General features: G+C 71.9%; 13 protein-coding genes and 1 pseudogene. 1 reads left to right on the top strand and 13 read right to left on the bottom strand.

The window, feature by feature from the left end:
- Positions 1–30: 30 nt before the first annotated feature.
- The 4 genes and pseudogenes from OHA34_RS24530 to OHA34_RS24515 all read right to left on the bottom strand — a co-directional run bounded on the left by OHA34_RS24530 (position 31) and on the right by OHA34_RS24515 (position 4,441).
- Positions 31–2,559, bottom strand: a complete 2,529-nt coding sequence (locus tag OHA34_RS24530) for a sodium-translocating pyrophosphatase (protein ID WP_285939341.1) — start codon at positions 2,557–2,559, stop codon at positions 31–33.
- Between the two features lie 910 nt (positions 2,560–3,469).
- A pseudogene (locus OHA34_RS24525) lies at positions 3,470–3,574 on the bottom strand (daunorubicin/doxorubicin resistance ABC transporter ATP-binding protein DrrA); the annotation flags it as partial.
- Between the two features lie 58 nt (positions 3,575–3,632).
- Complete coding sequence (locus OHA34_RS24520; RefSeq protein WP_285939342.1) at positions 3,633–4,073, bottom strand: ATP-binding protein; 441 nt, start codon at positions 4,071–4,073, stop codon at positions 3,633–3,635.
- A gap of 14 nt (positions 4,074–4,087) precedes the next feature.
- Positions 4,088–4,441 carry an STAS domain-containing protein gene (locus OHA34_RS24515; protein WP_285939343.1) on the bottom strand — a complete coding sequence of 118 codons (354 nt, stop codon included), beginning with the start codon at positions 4,439–4,441 and terminating at the stop codon, positions 4,088–4,090.
- Between the two features lie 251 nt (positions 4,442–4,692).
- On the opposite strand from OHA34_RS24515, the gene OHA34_RS24510 reads away from it, so the two are divergent.
- A complete protein-coding gene (locus tag OHA34_RS24510) occupies positions 4,693–7,011 on the top strand; it encodes a DEAD/DEAH box helicase (protein WP_329519020.1) in 2,319 nt (772 codons plus the stop codon).
- On the opposite strand, the gene OHA34_RS24505 is transcribed toward OHA34_RS24510, so the two are convergent.
- The 9 genes from OHA34_RS24505 to ssd all read right to left on the bottom strand — a co-directional run bounded on the left by OHA34_RS24505 (position 7,012) and on the right by ssd (position 15,092).
- Complete coding sequence (locus OHA34_RS24505) at positions 7,012–7,386, bottom strand: hypothetical protein (RefSeq protein ID WP_285939345.1); 375 nt, start codon at positions 7,384–7,386, stop codon at positions 7,012–7,014. It abuts the gene before it with no gap.
- A gap of 345 nt (positions 7,387–7,731) precedes the next feature.
- Positions 7,732–9,021 (bottom strand): hypothetical protein, encoded by a 1,290-nt coding sequence (locus OHA34_RS24500; protein WP_329519019.1) that lies wholly within the window; start codon positions 9,019–9,021, stop codon positions 7,732–7,734.
- Positions 9,022–9,266: 245 nt separating this feature from the next.
- Positions 9,267–9,692 carry an Rv3654c family TadE-like protein gene (locus OHA34_RS38570; RefSeq protein ID WP_443029658.1) on the bottom strand — a complete coding sequence of 142 codons (426 nt, stop codon included), beginning with the start codon at positions 9,690–9,692 and terminating at the stop codon, positions 9,267–9,269.
- Between the two features lie 113 nt (positions 9,693–9,805).
- Positions 9,806–10,180 carry a TadE family type IV pilus minor pilin gene (locus OHA34_RS24495; protein ID WP_285939348.1) on the bottom strand — a complete coding sequence of 125 codons (375 nt, stop codon included), beginning with the start codon at positions 10,178–10,180 and terminating at the stop codon, positions 9,806–9,808.
- Positions 10,177–10,371 carry a DUF4244 domain-containing protein gene (locus OHA34_RS24490; RefSeq protein ID WP_285939349.1) on the bottom strand — a complete coding sequence of 65 codons (195 nt, stop codon included), beginning with the start codon at positions 10,369–10,371 and terminating at the stop codon, positions 10,177–10,179. Before OHA34_RS24490 ends, OHA34_RS24495 begins: the two co-directional genes overlap by 4 nt.
- A gap of 112 nt (positions 10,372–10,483) precedes the next feature.
- Positions 10,484–11,128 carry a type II secretion system F family protein gene (locus OHA34_RS24485; protein ID WP_285939350.1) on the bottom strand — a complete coding sequence of 215 codons (645 nt, stop codon included), beginning with the start codon at positions 11,126–11,128 and terminating at the stop codon, positions 10,484–10,486.
- Between the two features lie 925 nt (positions 11,129–12,053).
- A complete protein-coding gene (locus OHA34_RS24480; RefSeq protein WP_329519018.1) occupies positions 12,054–12,806 on the bottom strand; it encodes a type II secretion system F family protein in 753 nt (250 codons plus the stop codon).
- A complete protein-coding gene (locus OHA34_RS24475; RefSeq protein ID WP_285939352.1) occupies positions 12,803–13,981 on the bottom strand; it encodes a TadA family conjugal transfer-associated ATPase in 1,179 nt (392 codons plus the stop codon). The genes OHA34_RS24480 and OHA34_RS24475 overlap by 4 nt, the downstream gene beginning before the upstream one ends.
- Before the next feature lie 34 nt (positions 13,982–14,015).
- Positions 14,016–15,092 (bottom strand): septum site-determining protein Ssd, encoded by a 1,077-nt coding sequence (ssd, locus tag OHA34_RS24470; RefSeq protein ID WP_285939353.1) that lies wholly within the window; start codon positions 15,090–15,092, stop codon positions 14,016–14,018.
- Positions 15,093–15,994 lie beyond the last annotated feature (902 nt).

Genomic DNA, 15,994 nt, shown 5'->3' with positions numbered 1-15,994 from the left:
CACCGGCCCCTCCGGGCGGATCGTCGCGGGTCAGGGCGTGGCCGACGACTCCCGTCCGGGTTCCGGCCCCACCTCGGCCGGCTCCGCCTCGCCCTTGGCCGGCTCGGGCACCGCGGCCCCGCCGACCCCGGCCGCGGCCCGGGCCTCGGCCCTGGCCGGGCCGGACGCGCCCGCCCGGCCGGACGCGTCCGAGCCGCCGGACGTGCCGGACCCGACGACGCCGGAGTCGCCGGCGCCGCCCACCGCGGGCTCGGACGGACCCGCGTCGGAGCCGATCGGGTCGGCGCGGCGCTTGGAGATCACGATGGCCACCACCACGACGCCGACCGCGACGACCGTGACGCCCACCCGCAGCGCGACGTTGCCCGCGTAGGTCACCACGGCGTCGGCGATCAGCAGCGCGACCAGGTTCATCACCTTGATCAGCGGGTTGATCGCCGGGCCCGCGGTGTCCTTGAACGGGTCGCCGACCGTGTCGCCGATCACCGTGGCCTCGTGCGCCGGACTGCCCTTGCCGCCGAGATGGCCCTCCTCGACGAGCTTCTTGGCGTTGTCCCAGGCCCCGCCGGAGTTGGACAGGAACACCGCCATCAGCACGCCGCACGCGATCGCGCCGCCGAGGAACGCGCCGAGCGGGGCGTATCCGAAGGCGAAGCCGACCGCGATCGGCGTCATGATCGCCAGCAGGCCGGGGGTGGCCAGCTCGCGCTGCGCGTCCCGGGTGCAGATGTCGACCACCCGGTCGTAGTCGGGCTTCTCGGTGTAGTCCATGATCCCGGGCTTGGTCCGGAACTGCTCGCGGACCTCCACCACCACGCGCCCGGCGGCCCGTCCGACCGCCGCGATCGCCAGCCCGGAGAACAGGAACACCACGGCCGCGCCCACGATCAGCCCGATCAGCACGTTCGGGCTGTCGATCGACAGGCTGAACGTCGAGAACGAGCCGAGCGCGTCCTTGGCGCTCGCGGACGCGTCGGCGAGCGCGCCGACCACCGTGGTGCGGAACGAGCCGAACAGCGCGGTCGCCGCGAGCACCGCCGTCGCGATGGCGATGCCCTTGGTGATCGCCTTGGTGGTGTTGCCGACCGCGTCGAGCCGCTCCAGCACCGCGGCGCCCTCACCCTCGACGTCGCCCGACATCTCCGCGATGCCCTGGGCGTTGTCGGAGACCGGCCCGAAGGTGTCCATCGAGACGATCACGCCGACCGTGGTGAGCAGCCCGGTGCCGGCCATCGCCACCGCGAACAGCGCGACGGTGGTGTTGCCGAAGCCGAGCAGGAACGCCCCGTACACCGCCGCGGCGATGACCAGCGCGGTGTAGACGGCCGACTCCAGGCCGAGCGAGATGCCCGAGAGGATCACCGTCGCCGGCCCGGTGCGGGAGCTGTTGGTGACCTCCTTGACCGGCTTGCGGTTGGTCTCGGTGAAGTAGCCGGTGAGGAGCTGGATCGCGCTGGCGAGCACGATGCCGATCACCACCGCGCCGAGCGCGACCCACCGCGGGTCGGCGTCCAGCCTCTGGATCGCCGGGTCGGTCACGCCGGACAGCTCGGCGAACGAGGCGGGCAGGTAGGCGAACGCGGCGATCGCCACCAGCACCGCCGAGATGATCGCCGAGATGAAGAAGCCCCGGTTGATCGCCGACATCCCGGAACGGTCGCCGTCGCGGGGCGCCACGGCGAAGATCCCGATCACCGCGGTGATCACGCCGATCATCGGCACGATCAGCGGGAACACAAGGCCCTCGGTGCCGAACGCCGCGGTGCCGAGGATCAGCGCCGCGACCAGCATCACCGCGTACGACTCGAAGAGGTCGGCGGCCATGCCCGCGCAGTCGCCGACGTTGTCGCCCACGTTGTCGGCGATGGTCGCGGCGTTGCGCGGGTCGTCCTCGGGGATGCCCTGCTCGACCTTGCCGACCAGGTCGGCGCCCACATCGGCGGCCTTGGTGAAGATGCCGCCGCCGACTCGCATGAACATGGCCAGCAGGGCCGCGCCGAATCCGAAGCCCTCCAGCACCTTGGGCGCGTCGCCCTTGTAGGCGAGGACGACGACGGCCGCGCCGAACAGGCCGAGCCCGACGGTGAACATCCCGGCGACGCCGCCGGTGCGGAAGGCGATGCGCATCGCCTTCTTCTCGCCGCCGTCCTCGCGGGCCGCCGCCGCGACCCGGACGTTGCCGCGCACCGCCAGCCACATCCCGGCGAACCCGGTGGTGGCCGAGAACAGGGCGCCGATGACGAAGAAGACCGACCGCCCGATCCGTTCACTCGTGGAGTCGGCGGGGAGCAGCAGCAGTACGAGCGGGATCAGCACCACGAAGACCGCGACCGTGCGGAACTGCCGTTTGAGGTAGGCGCTCGCGCCTTCCTGAACGGCGCGCGCGATCTCTTGCATCTTGTCGGTGCCCTGGCCCGCGGCCAGCACTTCGCGAACCAGTCCCGCGGCGACGGCCAGGGCCAGCAGTGCGATCACTCCGACGACGACGACCAGGGTGAGGTCGCCGCCGCCGAGATCCACTTCCGGGCTGGCCGGGCTTGACAGGGAAAGCCCAGACATCCGTCCTCCTCGACAGGGCGTTGCGATCTTCATCGCCATAAAAGACGATCTTTACCGCGTACCCCGCGAGTGACGATTTGGAACGCCTCGCACGGCGGCGCGGGTGCCGGGAGTCTACGCAGAGCGACCGGCGAAAGAGAAGAGCGTGAAGCCCTTGATCGGGACGTCATGGAAAAGCAATGCGGTTTACTCCGAAATTTGATCTCGAAGTGCTGTTCGTTCGCATTTATGCAGGTCATAGCGAGAGGAAGAGAAATATAACCCGCGACCCTCTTGACGACGCAGCGTGCCGCCCCAGCCGCGATCATCCGGCCGACTTCCTCAAATTAAGCTAAGCATTAATTGAGAATTTGTCCAGGCCCAAATCCGGGCGTTCTTCACTTGATCAGAAAACGATCTCATGGCGGGAATCTCCGCCCTTACTCGGGTCCCTCTCGTCACATCCGTCACTCCGGCACCCCTCCCCCGGCCATGGCAGAGTGACGCCATGCGCGTGAGCGTCCTCGGACCGTTGCAAGTGGAGGCGGGCGGACGGAAGGTCGACATCGGAGGCGCCCGGCTGCGCCCTCCTGATCCGGCTGGCCCTGGACGCCGGACGGCCCGTCGCGATCGCCTCGCTCACCCAGGCGCTGTGGCCGGACGGCGGCCCCTCCCATCCCGCGCACGCGCTCCAGTCGCTGGTGTCGCGCCTACGGCGCGTCCTGCCCGCCCCATCGGCACTGCGTTCGACGGACGGGGGCTACTGCCTCGACGTCCCGCCCGCACGAGCCCCACTCCCACCGTCTCGGCCGGTGACGCATCTACCGGTAACACACGGCTACAACGGCGCGTCCGCGCGGGAACGGGAACCTGAGGGCGCCACTCACCAGCTTCGTCGACCGCACGGAGGAACGGTCGCGCATCGGCGCGCGCTCGCGGTCAGGTCCAGCCGGCGCCGCATCCCGCCCGAGTAGGTGGACACGCGGCGGCTCGCCGCGTCCGCCGGCTCGAACCGGTCGAGCAGCTCGTCCGCGCGGGTGAAATGACGAAGGCCCCGCACTGCGGGGCCTTTGTCGATCTGGTCGGGGGACGGGTCAGACTGACGCCTCCGCCTCCGCGGGCCAGCTCATCCGGATCTGGACCCCCTTGGGCGTGGTCTCGATGTCCACGTGATCGGCCAGGCCGGCGATGACGGCCAGGCCGAGATCGGCGGTGCCGTCGCCCAGGGCGAACTCGAAATCCTCCGCCGCGTGCACCGGGGGGATGCCACCGGCCGGGTCGTCGCCCGGGACGGTGTCACTCACGATCACCTCGAAGCGGCGGTCGGCGGCGTTCAGCTCCAGCCGCACCGGCTCGTCCGGGCAGTGCAGGCGGTGCGCCTCCACGGCCCGTGAGCAGGCTTCGCCGACCGCCAGCCGCACCTCGTCCAGCAGCGCCTCGGCCACGCCGCTGCGGCGGGCCACGGCGGTGACGATCAGCCGGGCGGTACGGACATGGACGGGCAGGGCACTGAAGGACAGCTCAACGGTCGCCATCTCAGCCGGGGCGCCTACTTGGCGCCCTTGCGCTTTTCCTCGGCCTCGGCGATCGAGTCGTGGATGCCGAAGACCTTGGTCAGCCCGGTGATCCGGAAGATCTTCAGGATCCGCTCCTGGGTGCACACCAGCTCCAGCGAACCGTCGTGCGCCCGCACCCGCTTCAGCCCGCCCACCAGGACGCCGAGACCGGTCGAGTCGAGGAACTCCACCTTCTCCATGTCCACGAGCAGGTGGAACTTCCCCTTGTTGACCAGATCGATGAGCTTCTCGCGAAGCTTCGGCGCCGTGTAGACGTCGATCTCACCCTCCACGTTGATGACCGTCAGGCCCTCGTCGGTGGTGTAGTCGTTCACCTTCAGGTCCACAGATCCTCCAGCGCCGTGCAGCACACTCTGACTCGCGTCTCCGGGCCCCCGGAACGGTGGGCCGGACAGGCGAGAACTTCGCCGTGATTCAACCACGCTCCGGCGTCGTGTACGCACGTTATCGCCCACTCGGGCGAAAGTTCGCGCCATCCCGTCTGACCTGGTGATCCATCGGTCAGGGCAGGGGGGACGGGCCCACCGGCGCCGGGGCGTTCCCGTTGTTTTGCCCAGGCTGGCACACTGAAAACCTGATGGCCGCCCAAAGATCTTCTTCCCCCCTCGACCGGCTGCTCGCGGGCCCCGCCCGCCGCGACCGCATCACCCATGTGGAGAGCGTCCCGGCGCGGGCCGGCCGCCGCGGGCGGTGGCCGGCGTGGTCTCCCGGGCTCCTGGTCGACCGGCTCGCCGCGGCGGGCGTCCCGGCCCCATGGGAACACCAGGTCAGCGCGGCCGAGCACGCCCACGCCGGACGATCTGTGATCATCGCCACCGGCACCGCGTCCGGGAAGTCGCTGGCCTACCTGCTGCCGGCCGTCGCGACGATCTACGACGAGAGCGCCGCCCGCGAGGGCACCGTGCTCTACCTCGCGCCGACCAAGGCCCTCGCCGCCGACCAGCTCCGCGCGCTCCGCGCCCTGCGCCTCACCCGGGTGCGCGCCGCCACCTACGACGGCGACACCCCGCGCGACGAGCGCACCTGGGTCCGGCAGCACGCCAACTACGTGCTCACCAACCCCGACATGCTGCACCGCTCGCTGCTGCCCGGCCACGCCCGCTGGTCCGCGTTCCTGCGCCGGCTCCGCTACGTCGTGATCGACGAGGCGCACGGCTACCGGGGCGTCTTCGGTTCGCACGTCGCGCAGATCCTGCGCCGCCTCCGCCGGATCTGCGCGCGGTACGGCGCCGACCCGACGTTCGTCCTCGCGTCCGCCACCACCTCCGAACCGGCCGCCGCCGCCACCCGCCTCACCGGGCTGGACGTCATCGCCGTCGACGACGACGCCTCCCCGCGCGGGGAGGCCACCTTCGCCCTCTGGGAACCGCCCCTCACCGACCTGCGCGGCGAGCACGGCGCCCCGGTCCGGCGCACCGCCACCGCCGAGGCCGGCGACCTGCTCGCCGACCTGGTGGTGGAGGGCGTGCAGACCCTGGCGTTCGTCCGGTCCAGGCGCGGCGCCGAGTCCGTCGCGCTCAGCGCCAAGCGCGCCCTGCACGAGGTCACGCCCGAACTCGCCGGGCAGGTCGCCGCCTACCGCGCGGGCTACCTCCCCGAGGAACGCCGCGCCCTCGAGAGCGCCCTCCGCTCCCGCTCGCTCGTCGGCCTCGCCAGCACCAACGCCCTCGAGCTCGGCGTCGACGTCTCCGGGCTCGACGCGGTCCTCGTCTGCGGCTGGCCCGGCACCCGCGCGTCCCTCTGGCAGCAGGCGGGCCGCGCCGGACGGTCCGGACAGTCCGCCCTCACCGTCCTGATCGCCCGCGACGACCCGCTCGACACCTTCCTCGTCCACCATCCCGAGGCGATCTTCGGGACACCGGTCGAGGCCACCGTGCTCGACCCCGACAACCCCTACGTCCTCGGACCGCACCTGTGCGCCGCCGCGTCCGAGCTCCCGCTCACCGAACGCGACGCCGAGCTCTTCGGACCGGCGACGGCCGAACTGCTCCCCGACCTCGTCCGCCGCGGCCTCCTCCGGCGCCGTCCCGCCGGCTGGTACTGGACGCGCCGCGACCGGGCCACCGACCTCGCCGACATCCGCGGCGCGGGCGGCGACCCCGTCCAGGTCGTCGAGGCCGGCACCGGCCGGCTGCTCGGCACCGTGGACGAGTCGTCCGCCCACGGCACCGTGCACGAGGGCGCCGTCTACCTGCACCAGGGCGAGTCGTTCATCGTCCAGACCCTCGACCTCGACGACCCGGTCGCCCTGGTCGAGCCCGCCGACCCCGACTACTCGACCACCGCCCGCGACGTCACCGACATCAGCATCGTCGAACCGCTCCGCTCGGCCACCTGGGGCGAGGCCACCCTCTGCTTCGGCACCGTCGAGGTCACCCAGCAGGTCGTCGCGTACCAGATGCGCCGTCTGCAGACCGGCGAGATGATCGGCGAGAAGCCCCTCGACCTCCCCCCGCGCACCCTCCGAACCCGCGCCGTCTGGTGGACGCTCTCCGCCGACCGCCTGGAGGCCCTGGGCGACATGGACGTCGCGGGTGCGGCGCACGCCGCCGAGCACGCCTCGATCGGGCTGCTCCCCCTCTTCGCGACCTGCGACCGCGGCGACATCGGCGGCGTCTCCACCGCCCTGCACCCCGACACCGGCCTGCTCACCGTCTTCGTGTACGACGGCCACGAGGGCGGCGCCGGCTTCGCCGAACGCGGCTACGCGGACGCCGCCGCATGGCTCCGCGCCACCCGCGACGCCATCGCCTCCTGCGAATGCGCCTCCGGCTGCCCGTCCTGCATCCAGTCGCCCAAATGCGGCAACGGCAACGACCCCCTGGACAAGTCCGGAGCCCTGGCCCTCCTGGCCGCGCTCCTCCACGAAGCCCCGGGGCCGGCGACCGCCCCCTAGCTAGTGCGGCGCCATCCGCTGTGCGGGCACGGTCGGCTGCTGCTCACCGGCCCCGCGCCGCGCCTGGGCGAGCGCCTGCTGCAACCGCCGCCGCTCCAGCTCCAGCGTCTGGATGGACTCCTCGCGCTCGTCCCGTAGATCGCGCAGCTCACGCCGGACGCCGACCGACCGCTTGAACCCGAGGGCCGCGACCGTCACCCCCGCCATGAAGACGATGGCGACGACGGCGCCGGCCATGAACACCTGCCACTGCGCGTCGACGCCGGGAACCGTGTCGCCGAACGCACTCAGCCCGGCCGCACCGCCGTTGTCCATGACGACGGCCGCCCCGACCACGATGGCGGCGGCTGCGACCACCAGCCCAAGGAAGATCATGCGGAGGGTCTCCTCTCCATTGCTGCCGGGAGAACTCGCTGGAAGGGGAGCCTAGACCTTGGACAATTCGGTCGCCAGTACTTGACGCAGGCGTGGCCGTGAGCGCAGCCGCAGCCGGCGTGGGCATGGGCGCGCCCCTGGCCGCAGGCGCGGACGGGGTCGCGGACGGGGTCGCGGACGCGAACGGGGCCGCCAACGGAGGCGCGCAACCGAGGGCGGGCGGAGACTTGCCGGGTCCACGCTCGCGCCATCAGGGTGCTCGGTCTCCACCGCCGTCGGCGCCCCGGCCAGCGTGCCGTGAGCGGCGTGACGGGGCGCCACCGCACATGGCTTGCCGGCGCGGCCTTACTTGCTGCGGCGGCGGCCTCGGCCGCGGGCGTGGGTCGAACGGCCGCTCTTCTTTGTCTCGGGCTGCGTGGCGCTGGACTTCGGTGCGGGCTTGGCGATCCGGACGTTCACGCCGTTGGAGCGCTTGCCGAGGGTGGCCGGGCGACGTCCTGGCCGCGTGGTCGATGTGGGGGGCGTGAGCACCGCGGTGTCCCCGGCGCGCGCCGGGGCGGAGTCGGTGGTCTTCTTCAGTTCCACCGGGACGGAACTGGTCTTCGCGATGGCCTCGGCTCGCGCGATCTGCTCGCGTGCCTTGCGGACCCGGCTCCGGCCGGTGCCGCCGTGCGCCAGCCGTGCCGCCATTCCCTGACGGCTCACTCCGGCCTGCGAGACCCGCAGGCTGCGGGTCCACGTTCCCAGGTGCGCCGCCACGACCAGAAGGATCAGGGCGATGCCGACGCTCTTGCCCCATTGCAGGCGGTCGGTCGCCGCGATGTTCTCCGCCTTGGGCGTCATCTGGTTCGCGACCTGCGGCGCGGGATAGGCGAAGCCGGGAGTGGCGCCGTTGGGCTGCACGGAGGGAAGGGTGTACGGGGCCTCGTTGTTGAACGGCGTCAGCGGCGTCGGGGTGCTCGGCGGGACGCTGCCCGAGGGGTAGGCCGGCGGCGGGCTGCCGGGGAGCGGGGCGGTGGTGGAGCCGCCCGCGACCGTGACGTTCGAGGTGACGATGCTCGAGTAGACCGAGCCGCCGCTGCCGTTGGACCGCTTGGCCCGTACCCGGACGGGGATCCTGCCACTGGTGCTGGACGGCAGGCTGAACGTGGTCGAGCAGTTCGTCCCGGCGCACAGGCTGTCGGCGCTGCCGCTCTTCGAGCGGCCGGAACCCCCGGTCACCGTGTAGCCGGTGAGGTCGTTCTCCAACCCCCGGTTCCAGCGCACGGTCAGCTTGCCGCCCGACGCCTTCGCGGTCACCCCGCCGGGCGAGGCCGGAGGAACCCGGGCGTCGAACGTGCGGGTGCTCTTGGTCGCCCAGGTGAACACCTTGTTCTGAAGCCGCACCTCATAGCGGCCGTTGTTGCCGATGGCCGCGTTGCCGCTCAGAGCGTCGTTGTTGACCCCGCTCTTGCCTGCGACGATCTCTTCGCTGCCGCCGGGCGACACGACCACCAGCCGCCAGGAGTTCCACTGGGTCGTCGCCGTGACCCGCACCGGGCCGGCCGAAGTGATCACCGCGCCGTCGGCGGGACTGGTGATCTCGGCGCTGGCCGCGCTCGCGGGCAGGGCACCGCCGAGGATCGGAACGCTCATCGCAAGAGGTGCCGCGAGCATGACCGCACCGATCCTGCGAATCACCGTCACGGTCTCAATCCCTTCATCGGACGACCTGCCGACAGCGTTCCGGCCGGGCCTGCCGGGGCCTCGGGGGGTCGTTGCGGCCGCCGTGCCGAGAGATAACTGAGGGCTTACGGCAGCGTAACGTACCACCTGGTAGTAAAAATCACAGATAGGTGACAAAGAGGTGGCGAGCCATGAGCCGACCCTCTCCGCACACTCTATTGACGTTGAGTACAACGATCATGTGGATGCCAGCGTACGCTCTCCGGCCCGGCCGGACCAGCCCTGGCCCGTGAGACGACCCGCAGACCTCCGATCCCGAACGGCGCTTCCAGCAGCACTGCCACCGAGACCTCGGCGACCATGCCGCACACCCCGCACGCCGAGACGCGCCCTCCCGACCCGGTGGCGATGACGGACGCCTTCCTGCATGCCGCCGCTCCACCGTCGGCGGCATACCGTGCGGCGGCGAGTGCGGCGAGATCCGCCGCGGCATCCGCGCGGTGCCGGGCCGCTCGCACGCCTCCCACCGCCATCGCGGCGGTGGCCGCCGACCAGACGACCGCCCCGAACGCCAGCACCCATATCGACCCCGCTCCTCGGTCGCTCCCCTCACGTCCAGCACGCCCCCTTCTCCACCGCACTCCCCTGAGCCGGCGCGCTCTCACCCTCGTCACCTCCCTGCCCTCTGCCGCGGCCTCTTCATTTCCGCTCCCTTCTCCAGACCTCCGTCGTCTCTCCAGACCTCCGTCGTCGCTCACCTCCCATCGCCCGCCGCCCCCGGTTCTGTCGCGGCGACGGCTCGCGCATGGACCGTCAAAGGAGACAGGCCGGCGGGCGCGGGTGCCTTGACCGGCACGGAGACCTCAACGCGCGCGGTCTCCGCATCTCGCCGGACCTCGACCGTCGCGCCATCCGGCAGCGCCTTGGCGACCAACTCCCGCACGGCCGTGAGGGCTTCGCCGCGAGCCGCCGCACGCGCCCCGGTGCGCGCGGCGTCCGTGCAGGTGAGCTGGACGGACGCGACCGTGACGCCCCACAGCGCGATCGCCGTGATCAGCACCAGGCTGGGCAGTGCCACGGCGATCTCCACCGTGGCCATGCCACCGTCACGGCGCACCCGTGCGCTCACCCCGCCAGGCTCAGCGCCTTTTTGATGATCCCTAAGAGGAGGCCCTTCACCTCCGGACTGCTCACGATCTTGAACAGAACTCCCGCGAACGCCGCCGCGGCGATCGTGCCGACCGCGTACTCCGCGGTCGACATGCCCAGCTCCTTGGCCGATCCGCGCCATCTCCGCACCACCGTCGCCATCACCCGCATCCGGGCCTCCCTTCCGTCCGGGCGCTTGACCGCGCCCGCTCTTCAAGCCTGCGGCGCGTCGAACCCGGACAACAGGCGAACGTCGTTCTGTGGATAACTCCGAGTGGCGGATTCACCAGGGGAGGAGAAGCGAGGAGGCGATCCCTGCGATGGCCGGCACCAGCCCAAGGAGAACGAAGGCGGGCAGGAAGCACAGGCCCAGCGGCACGAGCGCCCGGACGCCCGCGGCACGGGCCCGCGCCGCGGCGTCCGTACGAGCGGTGCGCCGCTGATCTCGAGCGAGCCGGACCAGGGACGGCGCCAGCCCGGAGCCGCTGGAAGCGGCGCGTACCGCAGTCCGTGCCAGCGGCGCCAGCAGGGGCTCGTCGCCGAGAGCCAGCCATGCCGCGGCCGGGTCGGCGCCAAGCTTGATCTGGACGGCCACACCCCTGAACTCGTCGCCAAGGGGGCCGTCGACCGCCTCCGCGACGGCTTCGACCGCCTCGCTCCAGGGAGTGCCGCCGCGAAGGCAGGCCGCCAGGAGATCCACGGCGATCGGCAGATCGGCCGCGAGCCGTGCCCGGCGCCGCCGCTGTTCGGCGCGAGCCTGATGCCCGAACGAGCGCCACACCAGCAGCGCGACCGCGACACCGAGCGACCCACCGAGCAGACCGCCCAGCAGGACTGCGCACACGGCCCCGGCCACGATCGGAGCAGCGCGGCGCACCACCATTTCGCGCCGTTCGGACAGCCCAGCCGCCGCACTGCCGCGATCCAACGGGCACCCTCCAGGTTGCGCGCAGTTCCGTCCTGCACGCCCCCATCGGGCCCAGCGGCTGCCTTCACGCGACCCAGGCCACCCCAGGCGGCGCGACCAAGCGCCACGGCCGCTCAGCTTCGATGGACGGCGACCGCTGTCGACCGCCCTGCCGCCTGTTCTCCGTGCGCCAGGCCGTCCAAGCCGCCCCGACCCGCTGCTCTTGCTCGGCTCGCTCCGACTTCGATGCGCACGGCGTCCAACGCCGGCACGCGGTGGATGCCTCTGTTGATACTCGACGGCGCCCAAGCCACCACGCCACGTTCGACTTCTCTGGAGGGCGGCGCCACAGCCACCGTCGCCGCACATCCGCAGCGTGGCTTGGGCCGGCGCCGAACCGCTGTCCGAAGGGGACGGCAACTGATCCGTCACCACCTGGCCACCACGACGCCAGAATCCCGGTCTTCGGCCGGCCACAGATTCTGGTGACCCTCGGTGCGGAAACCGTCCCGCCAACCTCCGCACAGCGGGCTTGGTCCTGTTCGGCAGGAGAAACCCGCATGCCGCCATGCACAGGGCGGCTGCCAGCAGCATCATCACGCCTCCTTCGGGCGTCGGTGTTCGGCCGTCCGGCATGTGTTGTCCGGACGGCAGGGCTGGATCGGCCACCCCCGGAACTTGGTCGCGCTGAGACCCTTCGCGGCCGTCCTCGGGGGTGCCGGTTCGGACTGCCGGTCTCGGAACACCGGACTCGAATGTGCGCCCCTGGCCAGGGGCTATTCCGATCGCGACAGTCGGGAAGTAGCGCGCGCGTGGTGCTTCTGACTGGCGACGTCTGGGGCAGTGCGGTGACCAGCCGTGACGAGCGTGGTCGAACAACTCGTTCGACCGCCGCCTCCGGAGCGGCTGCGCTAGTTCGGCGTGCTCCAGCAGGTCGAGGTGGGGGTCACCTGGGGGTAGCGGCGGCCTGAGCTAGGCGGCGGGTCCACCAGAGGCCGGTTAGGTCGAGCCCGATGCCCGCTGTCAGGCAGGCAGCACCAGGGAGCGTGCCGAAGAGGAACGTGATGGGGTTCGCGCCCAGTGCCGCGGCCATGGCGAGGCCGAGGGCGGGCAGTATCGCGAGGAAGCGGGCGGTCGAGCGTGGGCCGGCGAGTTGGACGGCTACTTCCTGGCGCTGCGTCTCCTGATCGCGGAGGGCGGCGGCCAGGCTGTCGAGGACCGTGGCGAGAGTGCCGCCTCGTTCGGCTCCGATGCGCCAGCAGGCCGCGAGCAGCCGCAGCCCTTCGGCGCCCGGCCGGCCGGCGAGTCCCGCGAGGCGGTCGGGGATCTCGGGGACGCGGTCCGGGGACGGAGATCGGTCGGTGGCGGTGAGGAACTCGTTCAGCGGCGACACGATGCGCGGGTCGAGCACCGCGGCGGCCGCTGCGAACGCCTCATCGGGGGTTCGGCCGGCGGCGAGTTCGGCGGCCATACCGTCGCAGATCTCGATGACCGCGGTCCGCCACAGGCCCGGCAGCTTCCGCCGGTCACGGACGACGCGCACCCGGGCCGCGAGGAGATCGACGGCTCGTTGCCCCAGTCGGCGGTGCCGGGGCGGTGCGAACATCCGGTCGAGCCGTCGCACGGCGGGGGACGGGGTGAGCAGCAGCCACACCGCGCCTGAGCAGCACAGTGCCGCGAGCCCGATGGCATCGATCACGGTGGCTCCTCTCGCGTTCCCGGATCCCAGCGGTTCTCAAGGCGTTCGACGAGCGCGGCGGCGCCGACGGCCGTCACCATCGCGCCGGCCGCGGTGAACGACACCGCGGGTACGACGCCGACCAGGCCGTCCGCCGCGCGGCGGAGCAGGCACACCTCGGCCACCCGGCGCCGCCCGCCGCCCGGCTCGCGGACCAGGTGAACGACGACGTCGAGGGCGGCGGCGAGCTGGCTGTGCACGGCCTCCCGGCTCAGTCCCGCCGCGCAGCCCAGCGCCTCAAGGCGGGCGGGGACGTCGGCGGCGGCGTTGGCGTGCAGGGTGCCGCATCCCCCCTCATGACCGGTGTTGAGCGAGTTGAGCAGAACAACGACCTCGGAACCCCGGACCTCACCGACGACGAGGCGGTCGGGGCGCATGCGCAGCGCTTGGCGGACGAGTTCGTTGAGGGTGACGCCGCCCGCGCCCTCCACATTGGGCGGACGCGCCTCCAGCCGCACGACGTGACCGTGTTCGGGGCGCAGCTCGGCGGAATCCTCGACGAGGACAAGCCGTTCGGACGGGTCCGCCAGCGACAGCATGCAGCTCAGCAGCGTGGTCTTGCCGGAACCGGTGCCGCCGGAGATCAGGAAGGCCGTGCGGGTCTCGATCAGCGCGGCCAGCAGCGACGCTCCCTCAATCGGTACGGTGCCGGCCGCGACGAGTTCGTCGAGCGTGAACGCGCGCCGGCGGGGCAGGCGCAATGACAGGCAGGTGCCACCGGCGGACACCGGGGGGAGCACGGCGTGCAGCCGCACCCCGCCCGGCAGTCGCGCGTCGGCGTACGGTGCGGCGTCGTCCAGCCGTCGTCCGGCCGCGGCGGTGAGCCGCTGGGCGAGACGCCGCAGGGTGGCTTCGTCTTGGAACCGCAGAGCGGTGCGGAGCAAGCCCTCACCTGTGTCCACCCAGACTTCGTCCGGTCCGTTGACGAGGACGTCGGTGACCTCTGGCGCACGCAGCAGCGGTTCCAGGGGGCCCGCGCCGACGAACTCGGCCTGTAACTCGTCGGCCAGAGCCAGTACCTCTCGATCGCCGAGGAGGCGCTCCTCAGCGCGCAGCGCCGCCGCCACCCGCCCGGCGGTCGGTTCGCCGCCCGTATCGGCGAGCCGGCCACGAACCGCATCGGACAGCCTGGTCATCGTGAACCTCCCTGGAAACCGGCGGGTGTGGCCATCAGGCGGCCTCGTCCAGCTCGTACTCCTGGGGCACCAGGTCGGCGACGAGGCGATGGCAGAGGTCGGTCAGAGGGCCGCGGTGGGTGGCCCGAGCGAGGTTGCCCTCCTCCACCGCCGCCGGGATCTTGCGATCGCTCTCGAAGACGCCCGCGAGGGGCAGGCCGAGCGCCTGGGTGATCATGTCCGGGGCGAGGCCGCCGGGTGACGGGCAGCGCACGACCAGGCGCAGGTCGGTGGTCTCGCGTCGCAGCGCGGCGGACAGGCCGTCGGCGGCCACCGTGGCGCGGACCTCGGCCGGAACGACGAGGAAGGTGAGGTCGGCCGCGCGCAGCGCCGATCGGCCCGTCTCCTCCAGATGGCGCGGCACGTCCACGACCACCAGGTCGAAGCCCCGGACCGCGGCGTCCAGCAGGGAGAGGACCGCTTCCTGGGAGAGCGGGACGGGTTCGCCCCGGCGCCAGGAGAGCATGGAGAGGTCGCCCAGGCGTGGCAGCGACTCGCGCAGGGTCGAGGTGCTCAGCCTGCCGCGCCGCTCGGCGAGGTCGGGCCAGCGCACGCCCTCGTGCTCCTCAAGGCCGAGCATGAGGTCGAGACCGCCGCCGAACGGGTCGGCGTCGATCAGCAGCGTGCGGGCGCCCGCACGCGACGCGGCCAGGGCGAGCGCGGCGGAGAGCACGCTCGCCCCGGCTCCGCCCCTCGCCCCGACGACGCAGAGCATGGTGCCCCAGCCGTCGGCGGGCTCGGTGGACGCCGCGAACCCGTCGATCAGCCACGCCTCGTCGGTCGGCAGGACCGCCAGGTCCTGCGCGCCGATCTCCATGGCCAGGCGGTAGACGTCGGTGGTGTCGCCGCCCCGGCTGACGAGGACGACGCCGGGCCGGCGCTGGAGGCCGGTGGCCGCGAGGTCCCGAGCCAGATCGATGCCGACCAGGATCAGGCCCGGCCCCTGCCAGCCGGCCCTGGCCTCGTCGGCGCTCCGTGCCACCTCCGCTTCGGCGTCGGCCGCCGCCGCCAGCCGCAACAGGCCGTCGGCGATGGCCGGGTCGTCGGTCACGATCATTGCTGTACTGGTCATCGCAGTCCTCCTCAGGTCTGGAGGAATCCACGATGCGCCCTGTGGTCACCGCACGGAAGACCTTCCTCGAACTGTGGATAACTCTGCTCGAGCGCCACCACAAACCCCCCTGAGCTGCCCATATGCCTCGAGTCAGCCAGATGCGGGCAGGGGCGTGGCGGAGGTGGTGGTGTCGTGCGTTCCGGTGCCCTGGCTGGGGATGAGTTGGCTGGCGGGTGCGTGGGCGCAGGGCGGAAGGGCGCAGGGCGGAAGGCGAGCCTGTGCAGGCGGCTGAAGGAGTCGACGGCTGCCTCAAGAGCCGGCTGGGCCGCTCGGCCGGGGGTCTTGGGGTGCGCGGTCTCAGCTATCGGGTGGGGGCCTCAGCTCGAGAGCGAGGCCACCCACCCGACCGCTTCACGACTGGGCGACCCCCGCCGGGGGGGGAGAGCGGGGGTCGCCGAACGGTCCGGCTCCGGGGGGGTAGAGCCGGGCCCGTTTCCCAAGAAAGCTCGGGGGGAGATCACGCTGAGCCGTACGCGAGTTCGATCTGTGGGAGCGGCGAACTCGCTGTCTCCAGTCTAGGCAGCCACAACATATGCTGCCCGATCGGCGAGACTTCCGTCGAGTCGCAATCTCCCTCGACGTTGACATTTTTTCTCACCTGGTTGGGATGATCCCACTCACGGGCGCGAAGCGGAGCCACTGCGGAGCCGTTCGCACCCCGCCGGCGTCACTGCCGGTGAACGACCGGACGAGAGACGGAGCGTACCGGAGAAGCGGCACGCGTCTCCCGAATCAAGGAGATCGACACCCAAAAGAACTCATCACACTGCGTGATCGATTCTTGGTATGCCGACCGGCATCCGGCACTCATGGAATGGTGACCGGTGGGCTCTCCGGAAGGCGGCGGGAACACTCCCGGC

The sequence above is a fragment of the Spirillospora sp. NBC_01491 genome (genome assembly GCF_036227065.1).
Classification (GTDB): domain Bacteria; phylum Actinomycetota; class Actinomycetes; order Streptosporangiales; family Streptosporangiaceae; genus Spirillospora; species Spirillospora xylanilytica.
This window is presented reverse-complemented; position numbering and strand designations above follow the sequence as displayed.